Here is an 18,563-nt window from a genome sequence, read left to right on the forward strand (position 1 = left end):
ACAATAAATATATGAATATCAAATTCGACTATTCGGACGTGAAATTTGCCGACAATGGTAAGCTCAAACTGTTGATCATTGTAGGCACACGTCCGGAGATCATCCGCCTGGCGGCTGTGATTACAAAATGCCGCAAATACTTCGACTGCGTGCTGGCGCATACGGGCCAGAACTACGACTATAACCTGAATGGGGTCTTTTTCAGGGATCTGAAACTGAAAGACCCGGAAGTATATATGAATGCCGTGGGCGATGACCTGGGCGCCACGGTGGGTAATATCGTCAACTGCTCCTACAAACTGATGGCGCAGGTCAATCCCGACGCCCTGCTGATTTTGGGCGATACGAACTCATGCCTGAGTGCCATTGCTGCCAAACGGCTCCATATCCCGATCTTCCACATGGAGGCCGGGAACCGCTGCAAGGACGAATGCCTGCCGGAGGAGACCAACCGACGGATCGTGGACATCATCTCGGATGTGAACATGTGCTACTCGGAACATGCGCGACGCTATCTTGCCGAAAACGGCCTTCCGAAGGAGCGGACCTACGTGACGGGCTCCCCGATGGCGGAGGTGCTGCATGCGAATCTGAAAGAGATCGAAGCCAGCGATATTCACAAACGTCTCGGACTGGAGAAAGGAAAGTACCTGCTGCTGTCGGCACACCGGGAAGAGAATATCGACACGGAGAAGAACTTTCTGAGTCTGTTTAACGCGATCAATGCGCTGGCCGCGAAATACGATATGCCGATCCTCTACTCGTGCCACCCGCGAAGCAAAAAGCGACTGGAGCAGTCGGGTTTCGAACTGGACAGACGGGTGATTCGCCACGAGCCGCTGGGCTTCCACGACTACAACTGTTTGCAGATGAACGCAGCGGCCGTGATCTCGGATTCGGGAACGCTGCCCGAGGAGTCGTCGTTCTTCCTCTCGGTAGGACATCCCTTCCCGGCGGTCTGCATCCGGACCAGTACGGAACGTCCCGAAGCGTTGGACAAAGGTGATTTCATCCTGGCGGGCATCGACACCAGATCGCTCCTGCAGGCGGTGGAAACGGCTATCGGGATGGACAAAACGGGCGATTACGGAATCCCCGTCCCGAACTACACCGATGAAAACGTCTCGACGAAAGTCGTGAAGATCATTCAGTCCTACACCGCTGTCGTAAATAAAATGGTCTGGAGAAAAGAGGAATGCTTGGACTAAAAGAATCGAGAACTTGTTCGTGATATCTTTTCTGTCAGTCGGAAGAGGGGTTCTTTCGTTGCTGTTTAGTAATAAAGCTTCGGTGTAACCTTATAGCAACTATCGTTAAAGAGTCTATGCACGTTTATATTCTAACTTCGTACAAGTTTCCTTTGGGATTTTCTTCAGCACAACGGATTCTTTGTTATGCAAAGGGTTTGCAGGCTAATGGAGTGCCTTGTTGTGTTGTAACTACTTCCTGTTCGTCCCCGGAAAAAGAAGGATCATATGAAGGAGTGACTTACCGCTCGTTTATTCGTTCAGAATGCAATAATCCGTCTGTTTTTCGTAAATTGATTTATAAAGGATGGACGACCGTTCGATCCTACGGATATTGTTTGTCGAAAATAGGTCAAGGAGATACATTGATTCTCTATTCTTCCGATATTTTTTCTTTGTTGGTGTATCGGATGATTGCGTATGTGAAGCGTTTTCGCATATACCTCGAATTATGCGAGTATCCCTATTTCCAAAATACGTTTGCTAACCGGATTCGCAGAAAAATCACATTTTCTGTATTGTTTCCCCGATATGACGGATTTATTGCGATTTCCGAGGATCTGTATAAACTGGCAGAGTCGCATAAATCCCGGTTGGCGAAGGTGGTGAAAATTCCGATTCTGATCGATCTTTCCCGGAACAGAGAGAGAGAGACGATCCATGAAGTTTCATTTCCTTATAAATCCCTGCGCTATATTTTCTATGCCGGTGTAATCTCAGAATATAAAGATGGGGTAATTGGGAGCATAAAAGCATTTATAGAAGCTTCCCGTCGATTGAAAGATCCAGTATATTACATATTTGCAGGACCAGAGTCTGGCGACTTGCATGAAATCTATCGTTTGATGGATGCCGAAGGATTGAGAGACAAGGTTATTTATGCCGGGACTCTTTTGCCAGAAGAGGTGATGGTTTATTTTCGGCATGCGACACTTTTCATCTCTAATAAATACGACAATATACAAAACCGTAACGGATTCTCTACGAAACTGGGGGAAGCGTTGCTTGCCGGTATTCCGGTGCTCACCACAACGGTCGGCGAACCGAAGTATTATTTACAGAACAATGTTTCGGGCTATATCGTAGAGCCATGTTGTCAGGAAGCGCTTCGAGATAAAATAGTGGAGGCTTTTTCTGACGAAGATAAGCGTCTGAAAATTGCGAAAACAGGGAAAGAAGTCGCGGAAAAACAGTTTGATTGTATTTTGCAAGGGAAGAATTTGGCATTGTATTTAACAGGAAAAAATGAAGATATTGCTTATTGAAATCTGTAATTATATTGACTATCCGACAGGTGGACATTTGTCTTTTGCCCGCAATATGTTGAAGGCATTCGGAAATGATTTGGTCCTGGTCGGAAGCAGCACGGATGATACACCGGTAGGAACTTGGACCCAACGAAAAATTGACGATGTTAGGTTTGATTATTTTTCCGTGGGAAATCGGGCGAAAAGTTCGAAACAGCCCCTTATTCCGGCCAGATTGAGAAGTTTTTTTTCTGTTCGAAAATATCGTCGGCTGATTTTGCAACATGAATACGATTTTATTTTTATTCAAACGCCGGAGGTTCTATTTGCGTTGCCGAAGCGCGTTTTATCTCGGTGCATTTTGCGGATGCCGGGAGTGGAGAATCCGCTGAAGTTGTCCCGATATCGGATGATACGATTTTTTCAGGGTTGGTATGATCGGATTTTTTTTCGGGTGCTTCGAAATGTTCCTGCGATTTTGGCTACAGCCGATGAGCGAGAGATTGATTGGTTTGTTGAAAGAAGTAACGGGATGATAAGCCGGGAAAACCTAATACAATATCCTACTCGTTACGATAGCCACACATATTATGTCAGAGAGCGCGCGGAATCTAAACGAAAACTGGAAATCCCCGATTCTTTGATTGTTGTAACAACCGTAGGTCGATTGGCCCAATTTAAGGGATGGCAACTGATGCTGGATGCCTTTGAGGTCTTTCGTCGAACCCATACGAATGCTGTATTCTACTATATAGGAGACGGAGAGGAGCAATCGAAAATCGAAGAATACATATGTAAGAAAAAACTGAGCGACACGGTGCGACTGATAGGGCGTCAGTTACCTTTCACGATTTCCGATTATTTGAATGCTTCGGATTTATTTGTTATGGGGTCTTTTAAGGAAGGGTGGGCAACTACTTTAGTCGAAGCCTGTGCTTGTGGAGTACCTTGTGTCGTAACGGATTTCAGCAGTTCGGAAATGATTGTCGATGGAAAAAACGGTTACGTCGTTAAATCGCGAAACGCAGAGTTGTTTGCTCGAAAAATGGGAGATGCATTGCAGATTCCCCGGCAGGAAGTGATCGTATTCAATAAAAAATATGCAGACTTGTCAGTACAAAACATGCGACGTTCGTTGGCGGTTTGCTTTCAGCAGAAAGTGTATTGATTGAAAATTTTGTGTATGCGGACAATTCTACAAATAAACTCATATGCCAATTGGGGCTCTACCGGGAAAATAATGGAGCAAATCGGGGAAAGAATCCTCGACCATGGATGGAAGAGCTACATCTCTTACGGACGTAAACGGATGATTACGCCCAGTAAGTCTCATGCCATACGCATAGGTAATTATTTCAGCGTGCGAGTTCATGGAGGCATCTCCTTGTTTGATTGCCATGGGCTAGGCTCTGAATGGGAAACAAAGCGGTTTGTGAAGAGGATTCAAGAACTTTCTCCGGATTTGATCCATCTCCATAACATTCACGGCTATTATCTAAATTACCGCGTGTTGTTCGAATATCTGGCTCGGACGGACATTCCGGTTGTTTGGACCTTACATGACTGCTGGAGTTTTACCGGTCATTGTTCCTACTTCGCATTTGCGGAATGTGACAAATACAAGAATCGATGCGATTATTGTCCTCAAATTGGCTCCTATCCCCGAGCATTATTCTGGGATAATTCCCGAAATAATTTTCTCTTGAAAAAAGAATTATTCACTTCATTAGGGTCCAAACTTACGTTGGTGCCTGTATCTCAATGGCTGGCATCAGCCGTCCGTGAGTCTTTCTTTTCGGATACAGCTATCCAAGTTATCTATAATGGGGTTGATACAGGCGTTTTTTATCCACATGATGCCGAAGACATACGCAGAAAGTATTGTATAGAGGATAAAAAAGTGATTCTCGGAGTTGCTTCCCCATGGAGTCCCAGAAAAGGATACGATGATTTTGTCGAGCTAAGGTCGCATTTGCCCGATAATTATGTTATAGTACTTATTGGGTTGTCGCAAAAGCAAATTAAGAAACTTCCTCATGGCATGATTGGGATAACGCGATTGCAGAATCAACATCTTCTTGCTGATTTTTATGCGACAGCTGATATTGTAATGAGTTTGTCGAGAGAAGAAACTTTCGGGATGACGATTGCCGAGGGTTTTGCCTGCGGTATTCCCGCTATTGTATATAATTGTACTGCAACTCCCGAACTTGTCACTCCTTCCACGGGTTTAATCGTTGAACCTGGAGATATCAGACAATTAGTGAATGCTGTGGAGAAAATAATTTCAGATGGGAAAGATTACTATAAAAATGCATGTCTAAAACGTGCATATGACCATTTCGACAAGCATTTGTGCTTTCAAACATATATTGATTTGTATCGGAAATTATTGCACGAAGATTAGAGAAAACCGGAATGGACATAGATGGAGTGCTCTTTTTCGTGGGCTATTTCAAGTGGTACGGCTGAATAAAAGATAATAATTTATGAAGACGATATATGTTTGGGGAATAAAATTCAATCCGTTACGAAAAACGGAAATTGTTGCCCAGGTACAGCAGTGGCTGGAGGAAGGGCGAAAGGGAATTCACTTAACAGGTGTAAATGTCGCGTTGTCCGGTCGATTGGAACAATATCCGACAATTAAAACCGCCATCAATGATTCAGATATCGTCAATATCGATGGATTAGGGGTTGTTCTTGCATTGAGGTTTTATGGATATAAAGTACCTGAAAGGGCCGCTTGTCCGGACATTTTCGAACTATTATTACAAACTGCGAACAAGAAACGTCAGCGTGTTTATTTTTTGGGGGCAGAAGAAACGGTAATAACGAAAATGGTCGAAAATATTGGCCGCCAGTATCCGGGAATCGATATTTGCGGATATCATAATGGTTTTTATGAGGACGAAGCCCGAATTGTGCGAGAAATAAAAGAAATAGCTCCGACCTATCTTTTTTTGGGAATGTCTTCTCCTAAAAAGGAAGAGTTTATATTAAAGTATAAATATTTGTTGAATGTCGGGGTTTGTTATGGAGTCGGGGGTGTATTTGATATAAAAGGCGGTAAAATGTATCGGGCGCCACTCTTTATGCAGCGGCTCGGGCTTGAATGGTTTTGCCGCATTGTGCAAAATCCGGCACTCTACGGTCGCCGGGCATTAAAAAACTATCCCAAGTTCGGTCGGATATTTCTGAAAGGGCTATTCGAAAAGAAGCAGAGGATATAGCTAAATATCAAGATGATGAGAGTTCTTTTGCTGGATGGGCATACAATACAGGTGCTCCCATTTTTAGACGCTTTTGATAAGTTGAAAGTTGAAGTTACGATTTTCTGTGAAACAAGATTGTCTTACGGCTATTTTTCCAGATATAGAAAAAAAAGGGTGCTTTGTCCCGTAATGCGTGGTGACGTCCGAAGATATCATGATTTTTTGATGAATTATTTGGGGCAAAATCCGCAAGATTTGATAATTCCGTTATTTAACGATACCGCGGAGTTTGCAAGCAAATATAAGACGGAAATCGAAGCAACCGGATGTAAAGTGGAAATTCCTTCGTGGGATGTTTTCATTCGAGGGCATAACAAAGAGTCTCTGATGGAAATTTGTCGGGATTTACGGATTCCGCACCCGCATACGGCTAATCCGTCTACGGTCGGTTATGAGACGGCGATTGCATATGTCGGGTATCCTTGTTTGATAAAACCGAATTTGGGCGCAGGGGCGAAAGGAATCAAATTTGTTCGCAATAGAGAGGATTTTGTTAAGCATTACGACGAAATCGTATCTCGTTTTGGAGAATCGACGATACAGGAGTTTATTCCACAGACAGGTATCCAACTGAAAGTGCAGATTTATCGCGGGGAAAATGGGGAGATCGTTGCGTCTAGTTGTTATGAAAAATGTAGATATTATCCAGTCGATGGAGGAACAAGTACTTGCAATAAGGTCATTTCTCGGCCTGATCTAGTCGACCGGTATTCTAAAATTTTGGATGTGCTGGGTTGGGTTGGAATTGCTGATTTTGATTGTATAGAAGACCCGCGTACTGGGGAAATTTTATTGATGGAAATGAATCCGCGGGTGCCAGGTACGATTAAGGCAACTTTTCTCAGCGGGATTAATTTGGCAGAAATCATGTTGTGCCATGCTTTAAAGAAACCATTTCATAAATATGATTATAAAGAGGGATTTTATATGCGGAATCTGGCCACTGAAATAATATGGTTTTGGACATCTGAAGATCGATTTTCAAGCAAACCGTCTTGGTTCCGATTTATTGGGAAAAATACTTTTTACGTGGATGGGTCTTGGCGTGATCCGCTGCCATTTTTGGGAGGATTCTTGAATGGGCTGAATAAATTCTTGAATCCGGAATTCAGAAAGGCTAAAAAGAAATGAGTGTTATGGATAGGGCCAATCGTATCTTGACTGTATGCCACTTTGTCGTTGTAACTATTTTGTGGCGCGACCGTCTATGTGCCCGTATTTTCGTTTAAGTCGGATTTTTCTATCGTTTAAATAGGTTCCGTAATTTTTTGTAATCCAATTCTGCTTTATGTATATTCTTACGTTTGATGTAGAGGAATGGTTTCATTTGTTGGATAACGATTCAACTAAAACAGAAAAAGAATGGAGAAATTACGAAGTCCGGATATACGATAATATGGAGCGTATATTTCGAATTCTTGAAGATACGCATACGTCAGCTACTTTTTTCGTCATAGGCTGGATTGCTAAAACCTATCCCGATATAGTGAAGCGTATTGCTGAAAAATATGAGATTGGGAGTCATACGATGAATCACCAACTTGTTTGGCAGCAGAAACAAGCAGAGTTTAAAAAAGATGTCTATGCATCGGTTAATCTCTTGGAAGATATTACAGGTAAACCTGTTAAATATTTTCGAGCACCGGGCTTTTCAATAAGAGAAAGTGAGCCTTGGGCTTTTGAGACGATTCAGGAGTGTGGGATCGAATACGATTGTTCTGTATTTCCTGCGCACCATGCTCATGGGGGATTTCCTTCGTACGGGAAATCGAAACCCAGCATTCTCGTTTATGGAGGTAAAGAGATTAAAGAATTTCCGATCAATACGAAATCAATATTTGGCAAACCCGTTATTTTCTCTGGGGGCGGATATTTCAGACTGTTGCCGTATCGCATATTAAAACAATGGACACAAGAGTCGAATGATTATTTGATTAGTTATATCCATCCACGAGATTTGGATGCCGGACAGCCTATTATTCGAGATTTGCCATTGATTCGGAAATTCAAATCATACGTGGGATTACATACGGCAGAAACAAAAATGCGCCGTTGGCTTTCTGATTTCCAGTTTGTCGATTTATCAACAGCTGCGAAGGAAATCTCATGGGAATCGGTTCCTAAAATTCATTTGAAATAAATTATTGTCTTGACTGGTTTTCCAAGCCTTAAAGTTATCGAGACAGACAGTCGTTCTGGTTCAACTCAAATAGCTCCATTTTAGTCGTGCACCTTATTTATCAGCGATTTTGTTCATTATTAGCTGCATCTATCAATGCAACCGGCAGTATTTTGCCATCCCCTTTATCCGGAGGGGAATGGGAAAATATATATCGCATTTCGATCCAGCAGGGGGTGCTGGCTGTTGTATATGATGCGGTAAAACGATTACCCGGCAACCTTCAACCGGACCGGGATGTTCGGATGGCGTGGGCTTTCAACGTGGATCGCATAGAGAAGCGCTATGATATGCAGTTTTTGCGGGCCGATGAACTTGCCCGCATATATGCGCAGCACGGAATAAAGACTGTTGTATTGAAGGGCATCGGAATCGGGATGTACTATCCGGTTCCCCGACACCGGGAATGCGGCGATTTCGATTGTTTTTTATGCGGCGATTACGAACGAGGGAATGCCCTGGCTGCGAAATATGGAGCAAAAGTCTCCGATTGTGGGTACAAGCACTCTCATATTGAGTATAAGGGGCTCACGGTCGAAAATCACAGGTACTGCATTGGTATCAGAGGCAGTAAAGTATTGCAGGAAATGGAAACATACCTTCAAAGCCAGTTCTCTGCTCCGGAGAAATGCCGAATAGTCCCGGATAGCGAATTGCTGTTACCTCCGGCCGATTTCAATGCTTTGTTTTTAATTCAGCATGCTTCGCAACATTTTTTAATCGAGGGTATTACTATTCGGCATGTCTGTGACTGGGCTTTTTTCCTGAAGCATGAACAAAATTCCGTGGACTGGCCCCAATTCTATCGTCTTTGTCGAAAATGCAATCTCAAGAAATTCGCCGATGCATTAACGGCTATATGTGTCGAGAAGTTGGGCTTGGAGCTTACCAACCCGGCGATTCAAACGGATAGTTCGGTGGCGAAGAAGGTTTTTGAAAATGTCATGTATGGGCAGGAGCGGGTATATTCCAGCGGGAAAGGGCTTTGGGGAAGTCGGATAATCATTGTGAAAAACTTTTTCAACTATCGTTGGAAATATAAAGAGGTATATAATAAGAATTGGCTTTGGGAACTATTGCGCACCAGTTTTTTCACCGTGTTCAATCCGATGTAACCCGAAGCCGAACATCTCCCCGCCCTCCTAAAGTCATCCCGAAATCTAAATATATCCCCGGCTGAAAAAATTGGCCGGGGATATATCGTTGATGGGTGTAGTTATTTCACTTCCCAGTCGTCCGTACGGAACGACGAGGCCGGGATGCCGGAGCCGTTGAAAAGGGAGGCTTCCGGAGCGTTTTTGAAGGCGTAGCGGACAGCGACGGGTTCGGCAACGGCGTCGCTCGTGACGATCAGGCGGCCTCTGCCTTTTTCGATCCAGGCCGTGGCGGGATGGAATACACGGTCGGCGCCGGCGACTTCGAAGCCTGCGAGTTTGTCGCCGTAAGGGGCGAGGCCTTCGCGGCCGGCGCGGAACGTCAGGTAGGCTTTGCCGTCGGCTATTTCCATCTTTTCGTAGACCGGCGTATCGGCGTTGATGCCTTTCATGCCGTAGGTCTTCGACAGGGCCAGCCATGCGAGGCGCGTTCCGACCTGCTGTTTCTTTGCCGGGTGGATGCAGTTCGCGTTGCCGATGTCGAGCGTGACGGCCATGCCGCTCGATGGAATGTCCTCCAGATTGCGCAGTTGCGCCTCGCGCAGCAGCGCCGAACCGACTTCGTCGGGGTTCTCATAGCGATAGGGTGCGATCTGCACATAGTAGAACGGCAATTCTCCCTGTGCCCAGCGGCTGCGCAGCATCCCGACGAAGGAACTCATCAGCGCCCGGTACTGGGTGGGCCTCAGCCGGTTCGATTCGCCCTGATACCAGAGGAATCCCTTGACGGTGAAGGGTACGAGCGGCGCGATCATGCCGTTGTAAAGTCCGCAGGGCTTGTTTTCCGGGCCTTTGATTTTTGCGGAATCGTCGAGGAACGAGAGGTCGAATTCTTTGAATCCGGACATCGTTTCGCGGTCCATCCATGCTTCTACGGGCGTGCCGCCCCAGCAGGTGACGATGACACCCACGGGAACGTCCAGCACGTTTTGCAGGTATTGCGCGAAGTAATAGGCCGTGGCGCTCGTTCCGGCCACCGCCTCGGGGGTGTTTTCCTGCCATTGCGCCGTGCACTCCTCCTGCGGGCTACGCGCCGTGCTGCGGTTTACGGTGCAGAGGCGGATCGGCGTCGAGGCCTTCGCCCGGATAATCACGTCGGCTGAGCCTTCTACGGGCTGGTTGTTGAATCCGCGCATCGGCATCTCCATGTTCGACTGCCCGGAGCAGAGCCACACTTCGCCGATCAAGACGTTGCGGAGCGTCAGCCGTTCGCCGTCGCTCAGTTCGATCGTGTAGGGACCTCCGGCTTCGGGGGTCGGTACGGCGGCCTTCCAACGGCCGTCTTTGTCCGCATTGGCCGTAATGGCTTTTGTACTCCACGAGGGGTGGATCGTGACTTTCTTTCCGGGCGCGGCTTTGCCCCAGAACTGTGCTTCCGTTTGCTGTTGGAGCACCATGTTGTCGCCGAAAATACCGGGCAGGACGATTTTCGCCTGCACGCCGAGGGCCGCACCCAGGGCGGCCAGTGAGAGAAGGATTTTTTTCATGGATGTATCTCAGATTTTTTCGAGTTCTACGGTGAAGTGACGCAGGATTGGCGCCTCGAATGAAATGCGGTAGCCGGTGGTGATCTCCGAACGGCGGGCGTAGATGTTGCGGCATGCGGCGGCGATCACGCGGATGTGGTTGTCGGTGTAGACACGGCGCGGAATAGCCAGACGCAGCAGTTCGAGCGCGGGGTAGCGGTTCTCGTGCGTCTCGGGGGCGCGGTCGGCGAGTATCGAGCCGATCTCCACGCCGCGGATGCCCGCTTCGAGGTAGAGTTCGACGGCCAGCGTCTGGGCGATGAACTGCTCTTTCGGGAGGTTCGGAAGCACCTTTTTCGCATCGACGAAGATCGCATGGCCGCCTGCCGGGCGCTGGTAAGGAACGCCGTATTCGTCCAGGAGGTCGCCCAACAGTTTCACCTGTCGGATGCGGGCGTCGAGTTGCCCGAACTCCGTGTTCTCGTCCAATCCCACGGCCAGCGCATCCATGTCGCGCCCCGACATGCCGCCGTAGGTGACATAACCTTCGAAGAGGATGCTGAACGACATGGCTTGTTTATAGAGTTCTTCGCAGCGCATTGCCACGAAGCCGCCCATGTTCACTACGCCGTCCTTCTTGGCCGAGATGGTCATGATGTCGGCGTAGGTATACATTTCGCGGACGATCTGTTTGATTGTCTTCGAAGCATAGCCCTCCTCACGGGTCTTGATGAAATAGGCGTTCTCGGCGAAGCGCGCCGAGTCCATCAAAAGGGGCACGCCGTAACGGCGGCACAGTTCGGCCGTCTCGCGGATGTTGCGCATCGACACGGGCTGGCCTCCGGCCGTGTTGTTGGTGACGGTGAGCACTACGCACGGGACCTTTTCGCGGGGATTGTCGCGGAGCACCGTTTCGAGCTTGCGGAGGTCCATCTCGCCCTTGAACGGCAGTTCCAGCTGCGTGTCGGCTGCGGCGTCGATCGTGCAGTCCACGGCGTGGCAGCGGCGGAACTCGATGTGGCCCTTCGTGGTGTCGAAATGCGAGTTGCCGGGGACGATGTCGCCTTCTTTGAGCAGCACCGAGAAGATCACGTTCTCGGCGGCGCGTCCCTGGTGCGTGGGCAGCAGCCACGGCATGCCGAACAGGTCGGCGACCGTTGTTTTGAGCCGGAAGTAGGACGACGCACCGGCGTAACTCTCGTCGCCGGTCATCATCGCGGCCCATTGGCGGTCGGACATCGACCCCGTGCCCGAATCGGTCAAAAGGTCGATCGTCACCTGGTCTGCACGCAGTTTGAAGAGGTTGTAACGGGCTTCTCGAATCCACTCCTCCCGCTCGGCGCGCGAGGAGGTGCGGATGGCCTCGGTCATCTTGATTTTGTAGGGCTCGGCATATGGAAGTGTCATCGCGTATGGCAGGTTTTAGATTATGGGTTGTCTGTATTCTTAACCAAATTTACGAATTTTTTTCTATATTTGTAAAACGGGCATCCTATTTGTTCGGAGTTGTGCTGAATTTAATTCCCCGGATACGATGCGAAAATACCGCTGCACTTACTGCGAATACATCTACGATCCCGTGCTGGGCGACCCCGAACACAACGTAGGGCGGAACACACCCTTCGACGCCCTTCCCGACGATTGGGTGTGCCCCGTCTGCGGCAAGGGCAAGTGGGCGTTCGAAGCGATGGAAGACCAAAAAACCGATGATATATGATTCCGTTTATCCACTTTTTAATACCCCTGATTATGGCAACGACCGATGCCGCTCCCGGGGCGCGTTTCACGCCGCAGGACCTGCCTTATGCGTACAATGCGCTCGCACCCGCGATCTCCGAGGAGACGATGCGCTACCACCACGACAAGCACTATGTGGGCTATGTCAACAAACTCAACGAACTGATCGTCGACACGCCCTTTGCCGGGCAACCGCTCGAAGACATCATCCTTTCGGCCGACGGGGCGATCTACAACAACGCCGCGCAGGCCTGGAACCACGAGTTTCTCTTCGAGGAATTCTCGCCCAACCCCCAGGCGAAGCCTTCGGGCGAACTGCTGGAGGCCATCAACCGGGATTTCGGGTCGTTCGACGAACTGAAGGTCCAGATGAACCGCGCTGCCGCGGGCCTTTTCGGTTCGGGCTGGGTGTGGCTCGCCGAGGACCCGTCGGGACGGCTGGTTATCGTCAGCGAGCAGAACGCCGGCAACCCGATGCGCCACGGCATGAAACCGCTGTTGACTTTCGACGTGTGGGAGCATGCATACTACATCGATTACCGGAATCGCCGCGCCGATGCCGTCGATGCCCTCTGGGGTATCGTCGACTGGAAGGTCGTGGGCGACCGCTACGCTAAAAAATAGGCGGTTCCGCCGATGTTCGATGCCGTTCCCGGAAAGGAACGGCATTTTTGTATTTCGGGGGCAGGCTGCATTCGCGCTTATGTAATCAATATTCGCCATTTTGTTATCTTTTTGGTTCGCCAACGCGTTTTTCCATAATAAAAAATGTATCTTCGCAACGCAGAAAATTTCAATCGGACCAAATGCAGGGGAGAATTCAGCTTATTTTGATCCTGTCGCTCTTCGTACTGGCGGGGAGTCTGGAGGGTACGTCGTTCCGCAGCGATGCGGGAAAAGTACACCCGGCCCTGAAGGTGTCGATGCTCTCCGATTCGCACACCGCGGTCCACAATTACTTTTCCGTAGCGATCTGCCCCAGTGCAACTTCCATCGAAACATCCATAGCTCCTTCGGATCATAAAGCCGTCGTGCGGCAGTTGGCCGGCGCCCGTGCCGCCGCATCGGCCGCCTACGACGTGCATACGGTGATGCGGACCTGTTTCAGGGCCCTGCATGCCGACGCCGTGGATTACTACGTCTTTTCCCTGGGACGCATCCGGATTTAGTCCTTTTTCGTCTGTTGCCTGTCGCCTGTTTCCCGGACCTCTGTCGTCCGCGGAGTAGGTACGTGTTTCGACGTGTCGGAGTTAAAATCGTAAAACAACTATATATTATGTATTTCACGCTATTGGTGGTCGTCATCCTTACGGCCATTGCGCTGGTCGCAGTCGCGCTGGGTATCGCCCGCGCCGTGTCGCCGCGTTCGTACAATCCCCAGAAAGGCGAGGCTTACGAGTGCGGCATCCCGACGCGGGGACGTTCGTGGATGCAGTTCAAGGTGGGTTACTACCTCTTCGCCATTCTCTTCCTGATGTTCGATGTTGAGACGGTGTTCCTCTTTTCATGGGCCGTCGTCGTGCAGGAACTGGGTGTCTACGGACTGGTCAGCATCCTTTTCTTTTTGGTAGTACTGATTCTGGGCCTTGCCTATGCATGGCGGAAAGGAGCTTTGGAATGGAAATAAAGAGACCGAAAATCAAGTCGATGAAGTATGAAGACTTCAACGACAACGAATATCTCGAACAGATGACGCACGAACTGCGCGAAAACGGAACCAACGTGATCGTGGGGTGTCTCGACGAGGTGATCAACTGGGGCCGCAGCAACAGCCTCTGGCCCCTGACGTTTGCCACGAGCTGTTGCGGCATCGAGTTCATGTCCGTAGGCGCCGCGCGCTACGACTTTGCCCGGTTCGGGTTCGAAGTGGCCCGCGCCTCCCCGCGGCAGGCCGACTTCATCATGGTGGCCGGAACCATCACCCACAAGATGGCTCCGGTGCTCAAACGTCTCTACGACCAGATGGCCGACCCCAAGTACGTGATCGCCGTGGGCGGCTGCGCCATCAGCGGCGGGCCGTTCAAGAAGTCGTACCACGTGGTCAACGGCGTGGACAAGATTCTGCCCGTCGATGTCTATATCCCGGGATGTCCGCCGCGCCCCGAGGCGATGCTCTACGGCCTGATGCAGCTTCAGCGCAAGGTGAAGCTGCAGCGTTTCTTCGGCGGCGTGAACCGCCAGATCGACCAGCGGGAGTATGAAGAACTCCTCCGGCGCGACCTGACGGCGGGACAGGACGATTTGAATGTGGACGAAGAAGAAAAAAGAGAATTATGACCCTGACAGATAAAATAAAGACCTGGGAGCCTGCCGCCGTATGGTCCAAGGCCGGCGAAGGGATGTTCACCGTGCCTGCGGAGGCTTTTCGCGGCCTGGCCGAGCGCCTGAAGGCCGAAGGTTTCGATTTCCTGCGCAGCCTGACCGGCATGGACTGGGGCGAAGAGGGCTTCGGCGTGGTTTACCACATGGAAGCGACCTCGACGGGAGAGAATGTCGTGCTGCGAACGCTGACCCCCGAGCGGGAACGCCCCGTCTTGCCTTCGGTATGCGACCTGTGGAAAACCGCCGAACTGAACGAGCGCGAAGTGTTCGACTTTTTCGGCGTCCGCTTCCTGAACCATCCCGACATGCGCCGCCTCTATCTGCGCGACGACTGGGTGGGATACCCCCTGCGCAAGGATTACGATCCGGCGTCGAATCCGCTTCGTATGAGTAACGAAGTGTCGAAGGATTCCGCCCCGACCATCGAACTGCAACCCGACGGCAGCTTCATCCGCGGCCGCAACGTGCTTTTCGAGGAGGAGGAGTACGTCATCAACGTAGGCCCCCAGCACCCGGCGACGCACGGTGTGCTGCGTTTCCGTGTGTCGCTCGAAGGCGAGATCATCCGAAAACTCGACGTGCACTGCGGCTACATCCACCGCGGCATCGAGAAGATGTGCGAGGCGCTGACCTATCCCCAGACGCTGGCCCTGACCGACCGTCTCGACTACCTCGGGGCTTCGCAGAACCGCCATGCGCTCTGCATGTGTATCGAGAAGGGGCTGGGCGTCGAGGTTTCGGAGCGTGTCCAGTACATCCGTACGATCATGGACGAATTGCAGCGCATCGACTCGCACCTGCTGTTCTTCGCCTGCCTCTGCATGGACATGGGCGCGCTGACAGCCTTTTTCTACGGTTTTCGCGACCGCGAGAAGGTGCTCGACATCCTGGAGCAGACGACCGGAGGCCGCCTGATCCAGACCTACAACACCATCGGCGGCGTCGAGGCCGACATCCATCCCGACTTTGTGCGTAAGGTCAAGGAGTTTATTGCCTACATGCGCCCGATGCTGCGCGAGTACCACGAGATTTTCACCGGCAACGTCATTGCGCAGGAGCGCCTGAAAGGTACGGGCGTGCTGACGCGCGAAGACGCCGTTTCGTTCGGCGCCACGGGCGGTACGGGCCGCGCTGCGGGCTGGGCCTGCGACGTGCGCAAACGCCACCCCTACGCCGTTTACGGCAAAGTGGATTTCGAGGAGGTGCTTTTCACCGAAGGCGACTGTTTCGCCCGCTACATGGTCCGCATGAAGGAGATCGAACAGAGCATGCGCATCATCGAGCAGTTGATCGACAATATTCCCGAAGGCGACTTCCGGCAGAAGATGAAACCGGTGATCCGCATTCCCGAGGGCAGTTACTACGCCGCCGTTGAGGGGAGCCGCGGTGAGTTCGGCGTCTTCATCGAGAGCCGGGGCGACAAGTTCCCCTACCGGGTGAAATTCCGCTCGACGGGACTGCCTCTGGTCGCCTGCCTGGAAACCATCGCCCGTGGAACGAAGATCGCCGACCTGATCGCCATCGGCGGTACGCTCGATTACGTGGTTCCGGATATTGACAGATAAAAAAGAGTTAATATGTTCGATTTCTCAATAATTACGAGCTGGGTCCACGGGTTGCTGACCTCTTTCATGCCCCTCGGACTGGCTGTTTTCATCGAATGCGTGATCGTCGGCGGCTGCCTGCTGCTGATGTACACGGTGATCGCCATCCTGATGATCTTCATGGAGCGCAAGGTCTGTGCGGCCTTCCAGTGCCGCCTGGGCCCCATGCGCGTGGGTCCGTGGGGTACGGTGCAGGTTATCTGCGACGTGTTCAAGATGCTCACCAAGGAGATCATCACCATCCGCCGTTCGGACAAGTTCCTCTATAACCTCGCCCCTTACATCGTTATCCTGGCATCGGTGCTGGCCTTCGCCTGCCTGCCGGTGAACAAAGGGCTGGAGGTGCTGGACTTCAACGTGGGCGTCTTCTTCATGATGGCCGCCTCGTCGATCGGCGTGGTCGGCATCCTGCTTGCCGGGTGGAGCTCCAACAACAAGTATTCGCTCATCGGCGCCATGCGAAGCGGCGCACAGATGATTTCGTATGAACTTTCCATCGGTATTTCGATCCTCACGATCATTGTGCTGACCGACACCATGCAGTTCTCCGAAATCGTGGCCCGGCAGGCCGACGGGTGGTTCCTCTTCAAGGGACATATCCCGGCGCTCATCGCCTTTGTCATCTACCTGATCGCGGGCAACGCCGAGGTCAACCGCGGACCGTTCGACCTCCCGGAGGCCGAGTCGGAACTCACGGCCGGCTACCATACCGAGTATTCGGGCATGCACTTCGGCCTGTTCTACGTCGCCGAGTTCGTCAACCTGTTCATCGTCGCGGGCGTCGCCGCCACCATCTTCCTCGGAGGCTGGATGCCGCTGCACATTGCGGGCTGGGAGGGCTTCAACACCGTGATGGACTACATTCCGGGTTTCGTGTGGTTCTTCGGCAAGGCCTTCTTCGTGGTGTGGCTGCTCATGTGGATCAAGTGGACCTTCCCCCGCCTGAGGATCGACCAGATCCTGACGCTCGAATGGAAATACCTGGTTCCCATCGGCCTCGCCAACCTGCTGCTGATGGTTATCGTCGTCGTCTTTAAACTGCATTTCTGATTATGATGAATTATATCAAAGGTCTTTTCCACGGACTGGGAAGCCTTATGACGGGACTTAAAGTGACGGGACGCGAGTTTTTCACCCCCAAGATCACCGAGCAATACCCCGAGAACCGGGCCACGCTGAAGATGTTCGACCGTTTCTGCGGCGAGTTGACGATGCCCCACGATGCCGGGGGCAACAACAAGTGCATCGCCTGCGGGCTCTGCCAGTCGGCCTGTCCCAACGAAACCATCCGCATCACGACCGAGACGGTCACCGACCCCGAGACGGGCAAGAGCAAAAAACGGCTGGCGCTCTACGAATACGACCTGGGGGCGTGCATGTTCTGCCACCTGTGCGTCAACGCCTGCCCGACGGGTGCGATCCGCTTCTCGACCGATTTCGAACACGCCGTCTACACGCGTGAAAAACTGGTTAAACAACTCAATAAACAGTAGGTCATGGAAATTACACTCGAACTCATTGTTTTCGTCATTCTCGCGCTGTTTATCGGCGTGAGCGCGATACTCGCCGTGACGACCAAACGCATCCTGCGCGCCGCGACCTACCTGTTGTTCGTCCTGTTCGGCACGGCGGGCATCTACTTCCAGCTCAACTATTCGTTCCTCGGAGCGGTGCAACTGCTGATCTACGCCGGCGGTATCACCGTGTTGTACGTCTTCTCGATCCTGCTGACATCGAGCCAGGGCGACAAGACCGAGGACCTGAAAGGCTATAAACTCTTCGTGGGACTGGCCGCCACGCTGGCCAGCCTCGGCATCTGCCTCTGGATCACGCTCGGCCACAACTTCCTGCCTTCGCATTTCGAGCACGGCGAACTGGATGTGCGGACCATCGGGCATGCGCTGATGAGCAGCGAAAAATTCGGTTACATACTGCCCTTCGAGGTTATCAGCCTGCTGCTGCTGGCCTGCATCGTCGGCGGTATCCTCATTGCCCGCAAACGCTAAAAAAGTACGACTATGATACACATGGAATACTACCTCGTTGTCTCCACGATCATGATGTTCGTGGGCATCTACGGATTCGTCACGCGCCGCAACCTGCTGGCGATGCTGATCTCTGTCGAACTGATCCTCAATTCGGTGGACATCAACTTCGTGGTCTTCAACCGCTTCCTCTTCCCCGAGCAGCTCGAAGGGTTCTTCTTCACCCTTTTCGCCATCGGAATCAGCGCCGCGGAGACTGCCGTGGCTATCGCCATCATCATCAATATCTACCGCAACATCCGCAACATCGGAGCCAAGAGCCTGCGGGAAATGAAGTGGTAACGGCC

The 18,563-nt window shown here is 51.2% G+C and carries 20 protein-coding genes; 18 read left to right on the forward strand and 2 right to left on the reverse strand.

All coding sequences use genetic code 11. From position 1 onward, the window contains the following. The first annotated feature begins 11 nt into the window (after window positions 1-11). The 8 genes from wecB (at window position 12) to I2E69_RS09670 (ending at window position 9,063) form a co-directional block, all read left to right on the forward strand. Window positions 12-1,208 (forward strand): non-hydrolyzing UDP-N-acetylglucosamine 2-epimerase, encoded by a 1,197-nt coding sequence (gene wecB / locus I2E69_RS09635; protein ID WP_195461012.1) that lies wholly within the window; start codon window positions 12-14, stop codon window positions 1,206-1,208. 116 nt (window positions 1,209-1,324) lie between these two features. After that, window positions 1,325-2,512 (forward strand): glycosyltransferase family 4 protein, encoded by a 1,188-nt coding sequence (locus I2E69_RS09640; protein WP_229095444.1) that lies wholly within the window; start codon window positions 1,325-1,327, stop codon window positions 2,510-2,512. Then, window positions 2,493-3,662, forward strand: a complete 1,170-nt coding sequence (locus I2E69_RS09645) for a glycosyltransferase (protein ID WP_195461014.1) — start codon at window positions 2,493-2,495, stop codon at window positions 3,660-3,662. The genes I2E69_RS09640 and I2E69_RS09645 overlap by 20 nt, the downstream gene beginning before the upstream one ends. Before the next feature lie 72 nt (window positions 3,663-3,734). Continuing rightward, on the forward strand, window positions 3,735-4,901 hold the full coding sequence (locus I2E69_RS09650; protein ID WP_195461015.1) for a glycosyltransferase: 1,167 nt from the start codon (window positions 3,735-3,737) through the stop codon (window positions 4,899-4,901). Between the two features lie 82 nt (window positions 4,902-4,983). After that, window positions 4,984-5,727: a WecB/TagA/CpsF family glycosyltransferase gene (locus I2E69_RS09655; protein ID WP_195461016.1), complete on the forward strand. Its 744-nt coding sequence runs from the start codon at window positions 4,984-4,986 to the stop codon at window positions 5,725-5,727. Window positions 5,728-5,739: 12 nt separating this feature from the next. Continuing rightward, window positions 5,740-6,900: an ATP-grasp domain-containing protein gene (locus tag I2E69_RS09660; RefSeq protein WP_229095445.1), complete on the forward strand. Its 1,161-nt coding sequence runs from the start codon at window positions 5,740-5,742 to the stop codon at window positions 6,898-6,900. A 157-nt stretch (window positions 6,901-7,057) separates the two neighbouring features. Further along, complete coding sequence (locus I2E69_RS09665) at window positions 7,058-7,909, forward strand: polysaccharide deacetylase family protein (RefSeq protein WP_195461017.1); 852 nt, start codon at window positions 7,058-7,060, stop codon at window positions 7,907-7,909. A gap of 86 nt (window positions 7,910-7,995) precedes the next feature. Continuing rightward, a complete protein-coding gene (locus tag I2E69_RS09670; protein WP_195461018.1) occupies window positions 7,996-9,063 on the forward strand; it encodes a nucleotidyltransferase family protein in 1,068 nt (355 codons plus the stop codon). 101 nt (window positions 9,064-9,164) lie between these two features. Here I2E69_RS09670 and I2E69_RS09675 read toward each other — a convergent pair whose 3' ends face one another. Together I2E69_RS09675 and I2E69_RS09680 are read right to left on the reverse strand one after the other, a co-directional pair. Then, entirely contained in the window at window positions 9,165-10,589 is a 1,425-nt protein-coding gene (locus I2E69_RS09675; RefSeq protein WP_195461019.1) for a sialate O-acetylesterase, read from the reverse strand. A 9-nt stretch (window positions 10,590-10,598) separates the two neighbouring features. Then, on the reverse strand, window positions 10,599-11,975 hold the full coding sequence (locus tag I2E69_RS09680) for a tryptophanase (RefSeq protein WP_195461020.1): 1,377 nt from the start codon (window positions 11,973-11,975) through the stop codon (window positions 10,599-10,601). A 127-nt stretch (window positions 11,976-12,102) separates the two neighbouring features. Here I2E69_RS09680 and I2E69_RS09685 point away from each other — a divergent pair, with 127 nt between their 5' ends. The 10 genes from I2E69_RS09685 (at window position 12,103) to nuoK (ending at window position 18,558) form a co-directional block, all read left to right on the forward strand. After that, window positions 12,103-12,285, forward strand: a complete 183-nt coding sequence (locus I2E69_RS09685; protein WP_195461021.1) for a rubredoxin — start codon at window positions 12,103-12,105, stop codon at window positions 12,283-12,285. 32 nt (window positions 12,286-12,317) lie between these two features. Then, window positions 12,318-12,929, forward strand: coding sequence for a superoxide dismutase (locus I2E69_RS09690; protein WP_195461022.1), 612 nt, complete (start codon window positions 12,318-12,320; stop codon window positions 12,927-12,929). A 182-nt stretch (window positions 12,930-13,111) separates the two neighbouring features. Beyond that, window positions 13,112-13,474 (forward strand): hypothetical protein, encoded by a 363-nt coding sequence (locus tag I2E69_RS09695; protein ID WP_229095446.1) that lies wholly within the window; start codon window positions 13,112-13,114, stop codon window positions 13,472-13,474. A 107-nt stretch (window positions 13,475-13,581) separates the two neighbouring features. After that, on the forward strand, window positions 13,582-13,932 hold the full coding sequence (locus tag I2E69_RS09700; RefSeq protein WP_009599057.1) for an NADH-quinone oxidoreductase subunit A: 351 nt from the start codon (window positions 13,582-13,584) through the stop codon (window positions 13,930-13,932). Beyond that, window positions 13,923-14,582, forward strand: a complete 660-nt coding sequence (locus tag I2E69_RS09705) for an NADH-quinone oxidoreductase subunit B (RefSeq protein WP_195461023.1) — start codon at window positions 13,923-13,925, stop codon at window positions 14,580-14,582. The genes I2E69_RS09700 and I2E69_RS09705 overlap by 10 nt, the downstream gene beginning before the upstream one ends. Before the next feature lie 62 nt (window positions 14,583-14,644). Further along, the gene (locus tag I2E69_RS09710) at window positions 14,645-16,192 is read left to right on the forward strand and encodes an NADH-quinone oxidoreductase subunit C (RefSeq protein WP_195461319.1); all 1,548 of its coding nucleotides are present in this window, start codon (window positions 14,645-14,647) and stop codon (window positions 16,190-16,192) included. A 12-nt stretch (window positions 16,193-16,204) separates the two neighbouring features. Then, a complete protein-coding gene (gene nuoH / locus I2E69_RS09715; protein WP_195461024.1) occupies window positions 16,205-17,281 on the forward strand; it encodes an NADH-quinone oxidoreductase subunit NuoH in 1,077 nt (358 codons plus the stop codon). Window positions 17,282-17,283: 2 nt separating this feature from the next. Next, entirely contained in the window at window positions 17,284-17,724 is a 441-nt protein-coding gene (locus I2E69_RS09720) for a NuoI/complex I 23 kDa subunit family protein (protein ID WP_195461025.1), read from the forward strand. Window positions 17,725-17,727: 3 nt separating this feature from the next. Continuing rightward, on the forward strand, window positions 17,728-18,237 hold the full coding sequence (locus tag I2E69_RS09725) for an NADH-quinone oxidoreductase subunit J (protein ID WP_195461026.1): 510 nt from the start codon (window positions 17,728-17,730) through the stop codon (window positions 18,235-18,237). Window positions 18,238-18,249: 12 nt separating this feature from the next. Next, window positions 18,250-18,558, forward strand: coding sequence for an NADH-quinone oxidoreductase subunit NuoK (gene nuoK, locus I2E69_RS09730; RefSeq protein WP_195461027.1), 309 nt, complete (start codon window positions 18,250-18,252; stop codon window positions 18,556-18,558). The last annotated feature ends 5 nt before the right edge of the window (window positions 18,559-18,563 follow it).

This window comes from Alistipes sp. D31t1_170403_E11 (genome assembly GCF_015553985.1).
In the GTDB taxonomy this organism is placed as follows: domain Bacteria; phylum Bacteroidota; class Bacteroidia; order Bacteroidales; family Rikenellaceae; genus Alistipes; species Alistipes montrealensis.

Bases quoted from the DNA above. Each gene is read 5' to 3' on its own strand.
- wecB (WP_195461012.1), top strand. From the start codon at position 12: ATGAATATCAAATTCGACTATTCGGACGTGAAATTTGCCGACAATGGT.
- I2E69_RS09640 (WP_229095444.1), top strand. From the start codon at position 1,325: ATGCACGTTTATATTCTAACTTCGTACAAGTTTCCTTTGGGATTTTCT.
- I2E69_RS09645 (WP_195461014.1), top strand. From the start codon at position 2,493: ATGAAGATATTGCTTATTGAAATCTGTAATTATATTGACTATCCGACA.
- I2E69_RS09650 (WP_195461015.1), top strand. From the start codon at position 3,735: ATGGAGCAAATCGGGGAAAGAATCCTCGACCATGGATGGAAGAGCTAC.
- I2E69_RS09655 (WP_195461016.1), top strand. From the start codon at position 4,984: ATGAAGACGATATATGTTTGGGGAATAAAATTCAATCCGTTACGAAAA.
- I2E69_RS09660 (WP_229095445.1), top strand. From the start codon at position 5,740: ATGATGAGAGTTCTTTTGCTGGATGGGCATACAATACAGGTGCTCCCA.
- I2E69_RS09665 (WP_195461017.1), top strand. From the start codon at position 7,058: ATGTATATTCTTACGTTTGATGTAGAGGAATGGTTTCATTTGTTGGAT.
- I2E69_RS09675 (WP_195461019.1), bottom strand. From the start codon at position 10,589: ATGAAAAAAATCCTTCTCTCACTGGCCGCCCTGGGTGCGGCCCTCGGC.
- I2E69_RS09680 (WP_195461020.1), bottom strand. From the start codon at position 11,975: ATGACACTTCCATATGCCGAGCCCTACAAAATCAAGATGACCGAGGCC.
- I2E69_RS09685 (WP_195461021.1), top strand. From the start codon at position 12,103: ATGCGAAAATACCGCTGCACTTACTGCGAATACATCTACGATCCCGTG.
- I2E69_RS09690 (WP_195461022.1), top strand. From the start codon at position 12,318: ATGGCAACGACCGATGCCGCTCCCGGGGCGCGTTTCACGCCGCAGGAC.
- I2E69_RS09695 (WP_229095446.1), top strand. From the start codon at position 13,112: ATGCAGGGGAGAATTCAGCTTATTTTGATCCTGTCGCTCTTCGTACTG.
- I2E69_RS09700 (WP_009599057.1), top strand. From the start codon at position 13,582: ATGTATTTCACGCTATTGGTGGTCGTCATCCTTACGGCCATTGCGCTG.
- I2E69_RS09705 (WP_195461023.1), top strand. From the start codon at position 13,923: ATGGAAATAAAGAGACCGAAAATCAAGTCGATGAAGTATGAAGACTTC.
- I2E69_RS09710 (WP_195461319.1), top strand. From the start codon at position 14,645: ATGTTCACCGTGCCTGCGGAGGCTTTTCGCGGCCTGGCCGAGCGCCTG.
- nuoH (WP_195461024.1), top strand. From the start codon at position 16,205: ATGTTCGATTTCTCAATAATTACGAGCTGGGTCCACGGGTTGCTGACC.
- I2E69_RS09720 (WP_195461025.1), top strand. From the start codon at position 17,284: ATGATGAATTATATCAAAGGTCTTTTCCACGGACTGGGAAGCCTTATG.
- I2E69_RS09725 (WP_195461026.1), top strand. From the start codon at position 17,728: ATGGAAATTACACTCGAACTCATTGTTTTCGTCATTCTCGCGCTGTTT.
- nuoK (WP_195461027.1), top strand. From the start codon at position 18,250: ATGATACACATGGAATACTACCTCGTTGTCTCCACGATCATGATGTTC.